18 protein-coding genes are annotated in these 15,386 nt (G+C 31.7%); 12 read left to right on the top strand and 6 right to left on the bottom strand.

Annotated features, from left to right (window positions below):
- Nucleotides 1-80 precede the first annotated feature (80 nt).
- The 3 genes from ACK2WO_RS09900 (at nucleotide 81) to ACK2WO_RS09890 (ending at nucleotide 5,611) form a co-directional block, all read left to right on the top strand.
- Nucleotides 81-2,339, top strand: a complete 2,259-nt coding sequence (locus ACK2WO_RS09900; protein WP_178412974.1) for an ATP-binding cassette domain-containing protein — start codon at nucleotides 81-83, stop codon at nucleotides 2,337-2,339.
- A complete protein-coding gene (locus ACK2WO_RS09895; RefSeq protein WP_414697715.1) occupies nucleotides 2,332-4,200 on the top strand; it encodes an ABC transporter ATP-binding protein in 1,869 nt (622 codons plus the stop codon). Before ACK2WO_RS09900 ends, ACK2WO_RS09895 begins: the two co-directional genes overlap by 8 nt.
- Before the next feature lie 247 nt (nucleotides 4,201-4,447).
- Nucleotides 4,448-5,611 carry an AI-2E family transporter gene (locus ACK2WO_RS09890; RefSeq protein WP_414697714.1) on the top strand — a complete coding sequence of 388 codons (1,164 nt, stop codon included), beginning with the start codon at nucleotides 4,448-4,450 and terminating at the stop codon, nucleotides 5,609-5,611.
- A 150-nt stretch (nucleotides 5,612-5,761) separates the two neighbouring features.
- Here the strand turns inward: ACK2WO_RS09890 and ACK2WO_RS09885 are convergent, their stop codons facing one another.
- The 6 genes from ACK2WO_RS09885 to ACK2WO_RS09860 form a co-directional block, all read right to left on the bottom strand.
- On the bottom strand, nucleotides 5,762-5,998 hold the full coding sequence (locus tag ACK2WO_RS09885) for a DUF3343 domain-containing protein (protein WP_414697713.1): 237 nt from the start codon (nucleotides 5,996-5,998) through the stop codon (nucleotides 5,762-5,764).
- A 1-nt stretch (nucleotide 5,999) separates the two neighbouring features.
- On the bottom strand, nucleotides 6,000-6,206 hold the full coding sequence (locus tag ACK2WO_RS09880; protein WP_006439202.1) for a sulfurtransferase TusA family protein: 207 nt from the start codon (nucleotides 6,204-6,206) through the stop codon (nucleotides 6,000-6,002).
- A gap of 79 nt (nucleotides 6,207-6,285) precedes the next feature.
- Nucleotides 6,286-6,444: a hypothetical protein gene (locus ACK2WO_RS09875; RefSeq protein ID WP_414697712.1), complete on the bottom strand. Its 159-nt coding sequence runs from the start codon at nucleotides 6,442-6,444 to the stop codon at nucleotides 6,286-6,288.
- Nucleotides 6,445-7,818, bottom strand: a complete 1,374-nt coding sequence (locus tag ACK2WO_RS09870) for a recombinase family protein (RefSeq protein WP_414697711.1) — start codon at nucleotides 7,816-7,818, stop codon at nucleotides 6,445-6,447.
- A 370-nt stretch (nucleotides 7,819-8,188) separates the two neighbouring features.
- A complete protein-coding gene (locus tag ACK2WO_RS09865; RefSeq protein WP_414697710.1) occupies nucleotides 8,189-9,733 on the bottom strand; it encodes a DUF4041 domain-containing protein in 1,545 nt (514 codons plus the stop codon).
- Between the two features lie 294 nt (nucleotides 9,734-10,027).
- Nucleotides 10,028-10,420 (bottom strand): helix-turn-helix domain-containing protein, encoded by a 393-nt coding sequence (locus ACK2WO_RS09860; protein ID WP_414697709.1) that lies wholly within the window; start codon nucleotides 10,418-10,420, stop codon nucleotides 10,028-10,030.
- Nucleotides 10,421-10,678: 258 nt separating this feature from the next.
- Between ACK2WO_RS09860 and ACK2WO_RS09855 the strand changes: the two genes are divergently transcribed.
- The 9 genes from ACK2WO_RS09855 (at nucleotide 10,679) to ACK2WO_RS09815 (ending at nucleotide 15,382) form a co-directional block, all read left to right on the top strand.
- Nucleotides 10,679-10,957 carry a hypothetical protein gene (locus ACK2WO_RS09855; protein WP_414697708.1) on the top strand — a complete coding sequence of 93 codons (279 nt, stop codon included), beginning with the start codon at nucleotides 10,679-10,681 and terminating at the stop codon, nucleotides 10,955-10,957.
- Entirely contained in the window at nucleotides 10,950-11,726 is a 777-nt protein-coding gene (locus ACK2WO_RS09850) for a phage antirepressor KilAC domain-containing protein (RefSeq protein WP_414697707.1), read from the top strand. The genes ACK2WO_RS09855 and ACK2WO_RS09850 overlap by 8 nt, the downstream gene beginning before the upstream one ends.
- Before the next feature lie 64 nt (nucleotides 11,727-11,790).
- On the top strand, nucleotides 11,791-11,922 hold the full coding sequence (locus tag ACK2WO_RS09845) for a hypothetical protein (protein ID WP_414697706.1): 132 nt from the start codon (nucleotides 11,791-11,793) through the stop codon (nucleotides 11,920-11,922).
- Complete coding sequence (locus tag ACK2WO_RS09840; protein ID WP_414697705.1) at nucleotides 11,922-12,137, top strand: hypothetical protein; 216 nt, start codon at nucleotides 11,922-11,924, stop codon at nucleotides 12,135-12,137. The genes ACK2WO_RS09845 and ACK2WO_RS09840 overlap by 1 nt, the downstream gene beginning before the upstream one ends.
- 13 nt (nucleotides 12,138-12,150) lie before the next feature.
- Nucleotides 12,151-12,429 (top strand): hypothetical protein, encoded by a 279-nt coding sequence (locus ACK2WO_RS09835; RefSeq protein WP_414697704.1) that lies wholly within the window; start codon nucleotides 12,151-12,153, stop codon nucleotides 12,427-12,429.
- Nucleotides 12,430-12,501: 72 nt separating this feature from the next.
- Nucleotides 12,502-12,738 (top strand): hypothetical protein, encoded by a 237-nt coding sequence (locus ACK2WO_RS09830; protein WP_414697703.1) that lies wholly within the window; start codon nucleotides 12,502-12,504, stop codon nucleotides 12,736-12,738.
- A 24-nt stretch (nucleotides 12,739-12,762) separates the two neighbouring features.
- On the top strand, nucleotides 12,763-13,107 hold the full coding sequence (locus ACK2WO_RS09825) for a hypothetical protein (protein ID WP_414697702.1): 345 nt from the start codon (nucleotides 12,763-12,765) through the stop codon (nucleotides 13,105-13,107).
- A complete protein-coding gene (locus tag ACK2WO_RS09820; RefSeq protein ID WP_414697701.1) occupies nucleotides 13,091-14,263 on the top strand; it encodes a hypothetical protein in 1,173 nt (390 codons plus the stop codon). The genes ACK2WO_RS09825 and ACK2WO_RS09820 overlap by 17 nt, the downstream gene beginning before the upstream one ends.
- Nucleotides 14,264-15,382: a DUF2800 domain-containing protein gene (locus tag ACK2WO_RS09815; RefSeq protein ID WP_414697700.1), complete on the top strand. Its 1,119-nt coding sequence runs from the start codon at nucleotides 14,264-14,266 to the stop codon at nucleotides 15,380-15,382. It abuts the gene before it with no gap.
- Nucleotides 15,383-15,386 lie beyond the last annotated feature (4 nt).

Here is a 15,386-nt window from a genome sequence, read left to right as displayed (position 1 = left end):
TAATAAACTAAAATATTTAAACAAACTAAACTAAAAAATATAACAACTCTAAAATAAAGAAAATCGAAAGGAAAATGATTATGCTGAAAATAATGAAATACTTAAGAAAATCAGCAGTATCAGTGTTAGCAATAGTAATTTTACTTTTAGTACAAGCACTATGTGATATATCACTACCAGACTATACATCAAAAATAGTTAATATAGGTATACAGCAAGGTGGTATAGAAAATGCTGTACCAGAGGTAATTAAAGAAAATGAATTAAAAAGATTACTAATGTTTGTCGATGACGATAAAAAAGATACTGTTGAAAATGCATATACTTTAGTTGAATCAGGAAATACAAGCGATGAAAAATACGATGAGTATGTTGAAAAATATCCAAAGTTAGAAACAGAAAATGTATATGTACTTAATAAAATTGATAAATATAAAAAAGAAGAATTAAATGAAATACTTGGTAAGCCAGAAATGGCACTTCTTGCCATAGAAAAAGATGGGGAAGAGAGTAAAAAAATAAAAGAAAGTATTTTAAAAATGATGCCTCCACAGGTTGCAATGGCAATGAAGGATAAATCTCTTATGGAAATCATAGAAACTATGCCTAAGGAACAGTTGGATTCTATGAAAAAAGAGATGTTTAAAAAATTCGATTCAATGCCTGACAGTATAATAACTCAAAGTGCAATAGCATATGTAAATAATGAGTATAAGAGTATAGGAATTGACATGGACAACCTTCAGAGTAAATATATACTAAAATCTGGGGGACAGATGCTAGGAATAGCTATTTTAAGTATGTTCGTAACAATAATAGTTACATTCTTAGCAGCCAAGGTAGCAGCTACATTAGGAAAAACTCTTAGAAATAATGTATATGAAAAGGTAATGTCGTTCTCAAATGAAGAAATGAAAAAATTCTCGACAGCTTCTTTAATAACTAGAAGTACAAATGATATACAGCAGATACAGATGATGATGGTTATGATTCTTAGATTTATATTCTACGCTCCAATGATGGCGATGATGGGGATATTCAAAGTTATAAATACAAATGTATCTATGAGTTGGATAATAGCTGTTGCTGTAATTTGTATAGTATTCTTACTAGGAATAATATTCACATTTGTAATGCCTAAGTTTAAACTAGTACAGAAACTAGTAGATAAATTAAACCTAGTTTCTAGGGAAATAATTACAGGGATAATGCCTATAAGAGCTTTTAGTAATCAGAAGCACGAGGAAGAAAGATTTGAAAAAGCAAATGGAGATCTTACTAAGGTAAATATATTTGTAAATAGAATAATGTCTTGCATGATGCCAGCTATGATGCTTGTAATGAACTTAATAGCAGTTCTTATCGTTTACAAAGGTACTTATAGTATAGACGCAGGTACTATGCAGGTAGGGGATATGATGGCATTTATTCAGTATACAATGCAGATTATAATGTCATTCCTTGTAATAGGTATGATGTCAGTTATGATACCTAGAGCTTCAGTTTCTGCAGGACGTATATGTGAAGTAATAGAAACAGAACCTACAATAGAAGATCCTGAGAGTGCAAAAGAATTCTCTGGAAATAAAAAAGGTGTTGTTGAATTTAAAAATGTTTCATTCAAATACCCAGATGCAGAAGAAGAAATTTTATCTGATATATCATTTACTGCTAAACCTGGAGAAACTACAGCATTTATAGGAAGTACAGGTAGTGGTAAATCTACATTGATAAATCTAATTCCTAGGTTCTTTGATGTAACAGAAGGACAAATTTTAGTCGATGGTGCTGACATTAGAGAAGTAACACAGAAGGATTTAAGAGATAAGATAGGTTATGTTCCACAGAAGGGAATATTATTTACTGGAACAATAGCATCTAACTTAAGATATGGAAATACAAATGCAACAGATGAACAGATTAGAGAAGCAGCAGAAATAGCTCAGGCTACAGAATTTATAGATTCAAAACCTGAAGGATTTGATACAGAAATAGCTCAGGGAGGTACAAATGTATCTGGTGGACAGAAACAGAGACTTTCAATAGCTAGAGCAATAGCTAAAAACCCTGAAATTTATATATTTGACGACAGTTTCTCAGCACTAGATTTAAAAACTGATGCAGCTTTAAGAAAAGCACTTAAAAAGAAAACTGGGGATAGTACAGTTTTAATAGTTGCTCAGAGAATAAGTACAATTCTTCATGCAGAACAGATAATTGTACTAGATGAAGGTAGAATAGTAGGAAAAGGAACACATGAAGAGCTTCTTAAAAATTGTGAAGTATACAAACAGATAGCTCTATCACAACTTTCAAAGGAGGAGCTAGGAGATGAGTAATAGTAATATGAAAAGAATGCCAGGCGGTCCGATGAAAGGTGGGCCAATGGGGCACGGACACGGAAGAGCTGCCATGGGAGAGAGAGCAAATGACTTTAAAGGCACTATGAAGCAGCTTATAAAATATATATCAAAATACAAAGTTTCTATTATAGCAGTACTTTTATTTGCTATAGGTAGTACAGTATTTTCAATAGTTGGACCTAAGATACTTGGTAAAGCGACTACAAAAATATTTGAAGGCTTAATGGCCAAAGTATCTGGAACAGGTGGAATAGATTTTGGTGCTATAGAAAAGATACTTTTATTACTAGTAGGTTTATATATAGTAAGTGCATTATTCTCATTTGTTCAAGGTTATATTATGAGTGGAATATCTCAGAAAATATCTTATGAAATGAGGAACCAGATTTCTGAAAAAATAAACAGAATGCCTATGAAGTACTTCGATACTAAGACTCATGGGGAAATACTTTCAAGAATAACAAACGACGTTGATACACTTGGTATGAGTTTAAACCAGAGTATAACACAGCTTATTACATCTGTAACAACTATGGTCGGAGTTTTAATAATGATGATTTCTATAAGTTGGATAATGACTTTAGCTGCACTTGTTATAATTCCACTGTCACTATTTGCAGTTAGAAAAGTTGTTGGAAGATCACAGAAATATTTCAAAAAACAGCAGAGATTCTTAGGACATGTAAATGGTCTTGTTGAGGAAAATTACGGTGGACACCGGATAGTAAGAGTATTTAACAAAGAAAAAGAAGTAACAGAAGAATTTAACAAGTTAAATGATGAGCTTTATGACTCAGCATGGAAGTCTCAGTTCTTATCTGGTATGATGCAACCTATGATGGCATTTATAGGGAATTTAGGATATGTTATGGTTTCTATACTTGGTGGATGGTTAGCTATAAAGAAAACAATAGAAGTTGGGGATATACAGTCATTCATTCAGTATGTTAGAAACTTTACTCAGCCTATAAATCAGCTTGCACAGGTAGCAAACCAGTTACAGTCTACTGCTGCAGCTGCTGAAAGAGTATTTGAATTCTTAGACGAAGAAGAAGAGGATCAAACAGTTGTAAATCCAGTGGATATTAATTCAATAGAAGGTAATATAGAGTTTGAACATGTAAACTTTGGATATAAAGAAAATAAAACTATAATAAATGATTTCTCTGTAAATGTAAGAAAAGGTCAGAAGATAGCAATAGTTGGGCCAACTGGAGCAGGAAAAACAACAATAGTAAAACTTCTTATGAGATTCTATGATGTAAACAGTGGCTCTATAAAAATAGACGGACACGATATAAGAAACTTCAACCGCTCAGAGCTTAGAGAAGCTTTTGGTATGGTTTTACAGGATACGTGGTTATTTAATGGAAGTATAAAAGAAAATATAAGATACGGAAAATTAGATGCTACAGATGAGGAAGTCATAGCAGCTGCAAAATCAGCTAATGTTCATCACTTTATAAAAACTTTAAATGATGGATATGATATGGTTTTAGATGAAGAGGCAAGCAATGTTTCACAAGGGCAGAAACAGCTTCTTACAATAGCTAGAGCTATTCTTGCGGATCCTAAAATACTAATACTTGATGAGGCAACTAGTTCAGTCGATACAAGAACAGAGATTCTTATACAGAAGGCTATGGACAACTTAATGGAAGGTAGAACAAGTTTTGTAATTGCACATAGATTATCTACAATAAAAGATGCAGATATTATTCTTGTAATGAATGAAGGGGATATAGTTGAACAGGGAAGCCACGAAGAATTATTAGAAAAAGGTGGATTCTATGCAAAATTATATAATTCTCAGTTTGAAGAGGATAAAGCTATGTAATTTTGCTTTAATGAATAATTAAAGATTTAGATATAGTTAAATTGGTTGAGATAGATAAAAAAATAAGCTAAATATTTATAAAATAAAACTAAATATAGCTAAAAAATATAAAACGCTATAAGTAGATGTAGTATAATTTACTTATGGCGTTTTTTTAAATGTAAAATTTTTTTAACAATGTAATGAGTAGGTTAAAAAAAGTCTGTTTTTATGATAGAATCTAGTTATTGAGAAGAGGAGGGGAAATATGAAAATAGACTGGAATAGAAAATATACGACGGTCGCGGTGTATTCATTTATAGTGATTGCCTGCAGTATAGTATTTTACTTGATAAGTTCTCAAGTAAAATTATTCTCAAATAAAATCAGTGATTTTATAGCTATTTTATATCCATTTATAATAGGTTTTGCAATAGCTTATCTACTGAATTTTATCTTGAAATTTATCGAAAATAGAATTATATCTGAAAAAATGAAAGGGAAAAGCCCTTCTAAAGTAAGAGCAATATCAATGCTATTAACTTATCTTGTGGCTGGAACATTATGTTATCTATTTATACATTTTGTGTGGCCAGAACTTTTAGAAAGTATAATAGGATTATTTAACGATATTCCTAATTATGTAAATAATGCTACAATAATGATAAATAAGTTAATAGAGGAGTTTAATCTTACTCCAGCTAGTATGGAAATACTAGAATCTAAGTGGAAAGAACTAACAGACTTTATAATGAACTTTATGACAGATGTAATACCTGTAATAGGTAATACAATAATGGTTGTTATTTCTAGTTTATGGAATATAGTTTTAGGAGTAATTGTTTCTATATACCTACTAAAAGATAAAGAAAAATTCTTTGCTATATCAAAAAAGATAACTTATGCAGTTTTTAATAGAGAACATTCTTATAAAATATTAGAGTTAACTCACAGAGCAAATAAAATATTTGGTAAGTTCTTAGGTGGAAAGATATTAGACTCATTTATAATAGCGATAATAACATTTGTAGTTTTGACTATATTCAAGATGCCTTATACATTACTTGTAACGGTGATAGTAGGTGTAACAAACGTAATACCATTCTTTGGTCCGTTCTTTGGAGCAATACCATCAGTTATACTTGTCCGGTTTGTAAGTCCTATAAAGGCGTTTTGGTTACTTATAATAATACTTATAATACAGCAGCTTGATGGAAATGTAATAGGTCCAAAGATACTTGGAGATTCAATAGGTGTATCTGCATTCTGGATACTATTTGCACTGCTTATAGCAGGTAAATTCTTAGGATTAGTTGGAATGTTACTTGGAGTTCCACTATTTGCATTTATCTACTCAATAATAAAAGATGTAACAGAAGAAAGATTGGATAAAAAGGGATTACCTGTAAATACAGACGATTATATGAATTAAGTAATTAGTCAAATCATAATAAAAAGCTCTTAGAAAAGATCTAGGAGCTTTTTTAAAATGTGAATTTTAAATATTAAAAAGGAATTACACAGTAAAACCTAATTTTCTACATACAAAAAGCCCTCAGCTTAAAAGCTAAGGGCTAAATTTTTAGTCATAATCTGCTATTAAAGTATAGACATTATTTTCAAGAGTGTACACTCTTTCCATATCATCTGTGTATAAATCTTCATGTGGTCCATCGTATTCAAATTTAACACCTATTCCACAGTTAGAACTTAACTTTCTAGGAACTGGACCTGAATCACAAGGTATCCCCTTATCTATACAAAGTTTAGAGAATTTTATAGCTCCAGAGTGAGTGAAAAATGTTGAAAAATAAGTCATACTATTTTGAAGAAGAGATTAAGAACTCTTCATCTCCTACTTCTTCAACTGTAACGTTGAAGCCTGCATTTTTTAAGAATTTTTTTACGTTGTTGCAAGCAGTCATGTTGTCTACTAATACTTCAACACCATTTGGACTTTCAGCAACACCTTTTTTAGTCATTAAAACTGGCTGTGGGCAAGATAAGCCTCTAGCATCTATTCTCATTACAAAACATCTCCTTTATAAAAAATTTAGAGCTATATTATATAGTTTATATCTATTCCGAAAAATTAAAACTATTTTATTAAGCTTCTACTTTAACATTTGTTTTTGGAGCAGCCTTTTTTTCATTAGCAGCTTTACATCCAAAGTAAGATATTATAAGAAGAACAACTACACATATTCCTATAGCTATCATTCCGTTTGGAGTAGGTCCTTCTGGTGATAACCAAAAATAATACAACTACTTGAAAATGAGATTATAGCTTGTTTCTGAAACTTCTATATACTCAACAATAGATGCCCAAAAGGTATGTTTTTTAGAATTATCTAATGAATAGTAAAGAGTTTTAAAATCAGATGTATTTATAAACTCCACAAAATCTTGGTCTATTGAAGCGAATCTAGTTTTATTATTTTCGGCTATCAAAGTGTTGTAGTATTCAAGTTCAGACTTGCAATCGTTATATTGTTTTTTATATTTATCCTTGCTTATTAAATCGTCTAGATACATATCTTCTAATTTACTCATTTTTCTTTTTATTTTTCTAACTTTTTTCTCATAACTAGCATTAGCATAGTTATTAGTTTTGATGTGGTTTTCTAGTTTATATTCTTTTGTAAGCTGGCTAACTAATAAATCTACTAAATCTTTTTCTAGCTTATCAACTCTCATACCTGGAAGTCTTTTTTCACATTCCCCATTTTTATAATAAGGGCATACAGAATTGCACTTAATGTATGAATACGTACCATATTTAGTATTCATAGTGGTATGTGTTAGGTTTCTTTTAAACTTTGAACATTTGATAAGTTTAGAAAACAAAAAGATTTTATTAGGGTCTTTAGCGAATTTAGTATTAGCTTCCAACAGTGATTGAGTTTTATAGTACACGTCTTCAGATATTATACTAGTTGCGAAGTTTGGATATTCTTTACCCTTGCTAACATATATACCTATATACAGTTTTCTTTTTAGAATATTACTTATCGTCCAAAAACTCATATCTATATCAAATTTATCTTGAACATGTTTTAAAGTTTTTCCCTTACTTGAGGTAATTAAGAAATCGTCGAATATAAACTTAACTATTTCAGCTTCATAGGGATCTATTGTATATCTTTTATTCTCAATCTTATACCCAAACATCTTTTGACCTGAAATTACTTCACCTTTAGATAACTTGTCTTTAAATACAAAGTTGATACGTTCTTTAGTTACTGCTGCTTCATTCTCAGCGACACTAAGCATAATGTTGATATGTAGTCTACCACTAGCAGTTGTTGAGTCATAGTCCTCAAGTATTGTCTTCCAACCACAGTTATTAGACTCTAGCACATCAGCAATTTTATAGTAGTTAGCAACTCCACGTGACAACCTATCTAACTTAGTGATAAGTATTAAGTCTATACGACCTTGTCTGACGTCCTCTAAGAGTCTCTGAAGTCCTGGACGGTCTAAGGTAGTAGCAGATAAACCCTCATCACTGTAAACGTCTACAACCTTATAATTTTGATTTTTAGCATATTCTATAAGTGCGTTCTCTTGTGCTATTAAAGACACGCCATGAACAGCTTGTTCTTCCGTTGATACCCTTGTGTAAATTCCTATTTTCATATTTTATTCCTCCTTACCTGGTACAAACTTTGGTTAGGCCACTTCTTGTACCACCCTTTGAGCCACCCTCTAAGCTAGTAATACCAATATATACAGCTATAGTGGTACAATTGGTACAAGAAAATCATTAAATATTTAGAAGTTATATTTATATATACGCGCGCGAGGGAGTATATACACATATATAGATAAGTTTTTTGCAAAAACTTTGTACCAATTGTACCAATTGAGCCACCACACCCCTAAAAGCTAGTAATTGCAATAGGTTCGTGATTGGCTTGAAGTGGTACAAAGTAAAAAGTCTGTACCATATCATTAGACCACTTAGGCCAATTTTTAATTAGAGGGCTTTAAAAAGCCCTCATAAAACCTATGATAAAGCTAAAGATTGTCTATATTCTACCGCTTCAGCATATTTAGTATATTCAACTGTACTACTGAAATTATTTTCAACAACTTCCTTTATCTCTTCAAGTGAGACATTGAAGAACTCTTTTCTCGGATTCACTTTATTAATTCTTCTATCTTCAAAAGCTTTATGTAAAGCACTTTCAAGTGAAGGAGCATCTTCACTAAAAATAGTTGCATGAACATCAAATCTAAATGGTACAGAAGCACTAGATAATTCATTTATTCTATCTTGAGGATCTAATCTTCTAGTCATACCAATTTTATAGATGTTTTCGCCAAATGAACCTATGTTAGATATTATATATACATAACCTGCCCTAGTATTTTGTTCTCTGTTAAGTATATTAGTTTCATCAATGTTTAACTCTTCAAGTTTTTCTTTAAGAGATTCTAACTCTAGCTGCCAGTTGATTTTTTCTTGTTCATCAGTTGGCATGTTCTTTTGAAGTCTTTCAATTTCAGTTAAGAAGTGTGCTTTTTCCTTAAGTAACTTTTTCTTTTCATTTTCAATTTCTTTCTGAACTTTAGCTTCTTCACGCATACGTTCTTTAATTTCTCTCTGTTCTTCTTTTTCTTCTTGCTTCTTTAGCTGGTAATCTAATACTAAGTACAGTTCATCAATTTTAGAAGTTAAATAGTCTTGAGTTATTTCAAGTGGATATAAAGCGTTTACGTCCTTAAAAGATTTTCTAATTCTTTTTTCCTTCCGTTCTACAGTTGATATGGTTAGATTATTTACAGCATTTTCACACTCAAGATTAAACATTTTAATAGCAGCTTTCATATATTTTTTCATAGTAACTTGACCTTTTTTAATACTTCCGTCTACTGCAAATTTTTTATCATATTTAAAACACGATTCATTTTTCACTAATTCCCTCTGTTTATCTTGTAGTTTTAGCAGTTCTTGTCTGTACTGTTCAGAGTTGCTTAGGTTTCTATGAAGATTTTTGAAAAGTCCATAAGATTGCATTTCAGATTCTTCTTCAAAATCAATTAAACTATCTTTCGCTTCTTTTAAGCTGTCTATTTCAGACTGTATCTGTTCTTTTTTTAGTTTAAGTTTTTCAAGTTCACAGTTAGATTTTTCAATATTGTCCATTATCACGTTTACGTTACTTTCAAACCTATGATATTCTTGCTTTTTATCTTCAAACTTAGAAAGTTCTTCAGTTATAGTCTTGTTAGACTCTTCTAAATCTGATAATTCTTTTTGCTTAGTTTTAATACTTTCTTCTAAAGATTTTAACTCATTTTTTAAATCTGTATTTTTGCGTTCTAACAGTAAAACATCATCACTACTCAAAATATTAGATATAAATTTGTGTCGTTTGTACATTATGATAGGTATTACAACCATAATTAAAAATGCTCCAAAACTTGCAATACCATCTCCACCTTCTGTATAAATCCCACCTGAGAACCAAGCAAAACCTAAGAACATTAGAATGTAAATAAAAGTGTTTGATTGCCACCAAGGTGGCTTGAATTGTGATTTTTTCATATTTTTTTCCTCCAAACTTTTTAATTATTGAACGAACACACGTTCTATGTTATAATACAAATATAAAATATTTAAAATTTTTCTAAAAAAGTGAAATACTTAAATCACTGATACATATATTAAAGATAAACCTAAAAGAAAGGAGTATCTTACTATGTTAGAAGAATTAAGAAACGAATTGATAAATGCAGTTAAAAACCTAAACAATGTAGCAATACTTAGACTACTAATAAGTATAGCAAAAGGTGGTAAGTAAACCACCTTCTACTATAAACCCTGCACCTGATTGGACCCTTATTCCATCGGGTGCTTTTTTTCTACCATAATTTCAATTAAATCTCTTATAACCTTTTGTTCTTTTTCGTCAAGCTCGTTAAACATGTAATATACGTCTAATATTAACTCAGCTTTTTCTGGATCATTTTTACATAACCCGTTTACAAACTTTATAAGTTCTTCACTTTTAGATAAGTCTATGAATATATCTCCTTCACCTGTAAGAATGAAGTCTTTATTAACCCCGTATTCACGAGAAATATCATTTAGAGTACGTTCAGTTAAGGAGCGTTCCCCTTTTTCTAAAAAGCTTACTTGCTGCCTCGATAAACCTAAACCTTTGGCAAATTCAGATTGATTTATACCTAAATTTTTTCTGATTTCTTTAATTCTGTCGCCTATTGATTTCACTAGTTTTCACCACCTTTCTATAATCTTATTTTACCACTTTTTACCACTTTTGACTACTATTTTTTGCTACTAAGTTGCATAAAATTTTAAAAAAAGCATTGACATTGTCAACTCAATAGAATATTATAGAGTCATGGAAGCAACACAGTAGACAAAGAGGTGATAAACAATGACAACTTTAGAACTTCACGAATTATCAAATTTAACAGTTGAAGAACTTAAAGAGTTAAAAAAGAAAATGAGAAAGGAGGAGTAAACTTGACAGACGTTTTAAAAGATGTGCCTACTGAGGTTTTACTTGCCGAAGTAAAGTTCAGAGAGATGCAAGAAAATAAAAAACCAGAGTATTTAACTCCAAAAGACTTACAAGAGATTTACGGATACACATCAGATAAGTACATTTATAAAAAAATTAAAGAGGATGGAATCCTAAATAAAAAATACAAAGTCGTAAGAAGCAATGGGGACTCTGGAAAAATATTAATTGACAAGGAATCATTTATGAAATTTTTAAATGGAGGTGAGAAAGATGACTAGAGAGGATATAGCTCCGATAGCTATGGAAGCAACACAGACCATTATATCTTTAGAAGTTGCTGAAATGGTAGGTTCAAGACACACAGACTTAATGAGAAAAATAGACAATATCAACAAAGATTTTGAAAACGCAAAATTGCGTTCTCAGGAATACTGGATAGAAGGAACATATAAAACAGAGGGAAATAACAAATCCTACAGATGTTACAACATCACTAAAAAAGGTTGCGAGTTTCTAGCTCATAAAACTACAGGAACGAAAGGTAACATATTCACAGCACGATATATGGAAAGGTTCGAGCAAATGGAAAAAGCTTTAAAGGTTAGAGCCGAACCACCTAGACAAGAGTTATCAGACATGGAGATATTATCCAGGGCGGTACTTATATCAAATAGCAAGATACAAGACCTACAAGGACAAGTTGAAGAGTTAAAACCTAAAGCTGAATTTGCTGATTACTTCTTAAGTAAACCAGGTGATATATCAGTTGACGAGTTATCTCAGATACTTAACTCAAACAACCTTATAAACTTTGGATATATAAAACTGTTCCAGTGGTTAAGAGATAAGAAGTATGTAAAGAAAAGTTATGGCGACAACGTGCCAACACAAAGAAGTTTAAATTTAAAAATTATGAGAGTTGCAGAAAAAACTTATGAAGTTGAAGGATTAACATTCATGAATAAACAAACTAGAATAACTCCAAAGGGTGTTGAGTATTTTATTAAAAAGTTTAAAGAGGCAAAAGATGTTAGAAATGATAAATAAAGAAGTTTTAGACATTGAAAGTGAAATGCTCGTAAACATCATAACGTGTAGTGGCGAACCAATCGTGAAAAAGTATAGTAGATTAGATTATTCAAATGAGTTTGTAGCACATGTGGTAAACAAGTTACGCGGAGATGGTTACGACGTAGAACTAGTAGATAAGAGAGAACTGATAGTTAGAAGGAGAGAAAAGTAATGAAGAAAATGCACTTAGACTTTGGCCAGGATACCTGGGAAAGACGTATGCCTGGTGTGGATATGTACTACAGTGAAAGCGAAGTACTATATAAAGCTAAAAAAGCTGGACAGAAATCAAAAGGTGGCTTCTCAATAGAAGACGCAATAATGGAAGCTTTTAAACTTGGAGCTGAAACAGCAGCAGAAGCAATAGAAGATGAAATAGATTATTAGGAGGATAAGTAAAATGGATAAACACATAAAAGATATGCTAGACGGAAACATCTTAAACGTAACATTTAAAAAAGTAAACAATGTACTTGATATGAAGGACGCACTTCCAGGTGCACCAATGATGGTAAGAAAAAGAGATAAGTACATGCCTTGTACACTTGTTAAAACAAGCTATGTAACTAAAAGAATAAAAGTTATGGTAGTTAAAAACTGCTTTGATAGAACAGATGTTGAGTCTTATGTAATAAGAGAGGAAGACCTTAAGAAGGGAGATGTGTATGTATGTGCTTAACTGAAAAAGTTTACACAATTCTTGCAGAACTACTTTCAAACGAATACTACGAAGTAAAGGTGGTGAAAGTAGATGATAGGTAAGTTAGTAGTAGTAAAAGATGAAGGGCTAGCGTACATAGGTACTGTGTTAGAAGAACGTGAAGAATACTCAATCGTTGAATGTAAACATATTAGAGAAGGTAACTATTTTATAAAAAGATTTCGCCAAGCTATAGCCCTTAATGAAAACATAATAAAAAAATCTTCAAGACCAGTGAAGATGAAACAACAACTAGGTCTTGAAGAACAACAACCAATTACATTATAGCATGAAACAAGGAGGACAACAACCATGGAATTTTATATACAAATAAACCCTTGTAACCCAAAAGAGTTAAAAGAGTATTTAGATATAGTAGAAGAAAAAGGACTACTAGACTTCACAGACGTTGAAGTAGCTGAAGAACAACAACCAAAAGAAGAAGAAGTAATAATAAATAACTGGACAACTAATGAGGACGAATCTCTAAGAGTTGTAACACGTGAAGAACTGAGAGATATGTTAATGAAAAAAAGTAAAGAAGGTGTAGACGTCAGAGGACTTCTTAAAAAATATAAAGCTAATAGCCTAGGAGAACTTGAAGAAGGTTATTATGCAGCAGTTATGGAGGAACTAGAAAATGGAATACAGAGTTAATACGATAATGGAAGTTAAGGAACTAGCTAAAAAGTATGGTGTACCTAAAAAATCAAGCTTACTACTAGGTTCTAAAAACCCTTATATAGCAATATCAGACGGGACTTGTGGAGTTGAATACGGGCACTACATGTATACTTCAGAACAAGACTTATACTCAATAAACCTAGATGTAGTACCAGATCTTCCAAAAGCAACACTTGTTATAGATGATAATGGAGCAGTTATAAAAGATGAGGGTGTGGAAATACCACTACTTGTAACATGTGGAGTTAGATTAGATAGACCTAAAGAGTTTGCAACAGTTGAGAGAATACCATATAAAGATGATTTAGTATTCTTTAAAGGTTTCATGCCTAAAGAGTCTCAATTGGTGGCTTATTCAGACCACTTAAGTTGTGTTCCAGATGCTGGACAAACAATATTAGTTTCTAGCAAAGGTGCGTATGCACTAGATAAACCTATGAGCTATACAAAAGGTGCAGTTAAGTTTTTAATAGACCATTATGGTTTATCAGATGTCAGAGTACATAAGGTAAAAGAGAAAGTATTTGAAGATGAGATAGAGTGTCAAGACTATATACACATTCATGACAATGTGCATACAAACCACGGATACTTTGAAAAGCAAGAAGTAAATAGACAGATAGACGGACATAAAAATGCTAAGAAGTATAAAAATATAGGAACACTCAACGCAATAAGAATTAGTCCAGTAATAAACAAAGATATAAAAGAAAAGTGTATGAAATCGAGTGTACACGCATTTAAACTAACAAACGAGGCTTTAGAGTTCTTACTTGGCCTAGATATAAAAGCAAAAGACGTGGAAGAGGCTAGAACAATATTTACGATACTTCCTAACAAAGATTTAAAAATAGAAGTACCTAATAAAAAAATTGAAGCAACGTTTAAATTAAACAACTTCCCAATGGTCCAAGGTAACATACATGTTAACTATAACCTACTAAAACCGTATCTGAAACTTTATAAAAAGTTTGGTGGGGAAATATACTTCTACCCAGATAGAAGTACTCTATACTTCAAATTTGAAAAGAGAGCAGAGTTATCAGCAATGGTGCTTGGCATAAGAAAATGGACTAGAGAAGAGATAGAGAAAAATATAGAACATAAAAAAGCGATAGGGGTGGAATAGATGGCACATGCAAAATTATCAGCAAGTGGTGCACACAGATGGCTTAAGTGTCCAGGGAGTGTAGTTTTAGAGGCTAACACACCTAACACAACTAGTGAGTTTGCTGAGGAAGGAACTTTCGCACATGATGTTGTTGAAAGACTTCTTACTGGTAAACCAATAAACAAAGACAGTAAATGGTACTCAGAAGAGTTAATGGAATACGTTGAAAAGCATATAGATTATGTTGAAGAACGTAAAGCCGAAATGTATCCATGTGCTATGAACGTGGAAGTAAGACTAGATATGTCTGACATCATACCTGGTGGCTTTGGTACAGCAGATACAATACTCGTCAACGATAATAAGTTAATAGTTATAGACCTTAAATATGGTAAAGGTGTTAAAGTAGATGCTTTTGAAAACCCACAGTTGATGCTTTACGCGTACGGAGCTTATAAGGCTTTAGACTTCTTATACGAGTTTGACACAGTAGAAGTTGTTATCTCACAACCTAGACTAGACCACATATCTAGCTTTGAGATAAGTTTAAAAAATTTAGTAGCTTGGGCAGAAAACTATGTTAAGCCTAGAGCAACTTACGTACTTTCTAAAGAAGGAGAAAAGGACTTTAACCCAGACAGTACTCGGTGTAAGTTCTGTAAAGCTAGAGCATTTTGTAAAGCTAGAGCAGAGAGTATGTTAGACGTTATAAACAAGTTTGACTTTGATAGTCCAAGTGTACTTTCAAAAGCTGATGTAAGTTTCATACTAGATCATTCAAAAGACATAAGTAGTTGGCTAACAGAGGTTAGTGAATATGCTTTCAATGCTTTAGAAGAAGGAGAGGAAATACCAGGATATAAGCTTGTTGAAGGTAGAAGTAACAGAAAAATAACAGACGAAATAAAAGCATCTAAACTACTACAAGCTGAAGGCTATACAGTAGATGAGTTCACACAGACTAAGTTATTAGGTATTACAGGACTTGAAAAGTTATTAGGTAAAAAAAGATTTAACGAATTATTGGGTGAGATAGTAGAAAAACCACAAGGTAAACCAGTCTTAGCACTTGAGAGTGATAAAAGACCAAAACTATCAAACAATTTAACAGTAGACGATTTTAAAGATTTTGAATAAAGAG

Source organism: Peptacetobacter sp. AB845 (genome assembly GCF_047528295.1).
Taxonomy (GTDB): domain Bacteria; phylum Bacillota; class Clostridia; order Peptostreptococcales; family Peptostreptococcaceae; genus Peptacetobacter.
Note: the sequence above shows the minus strand (reverse complement) of the source record. Positions and strands in the feature narration are given on the sequence as shown.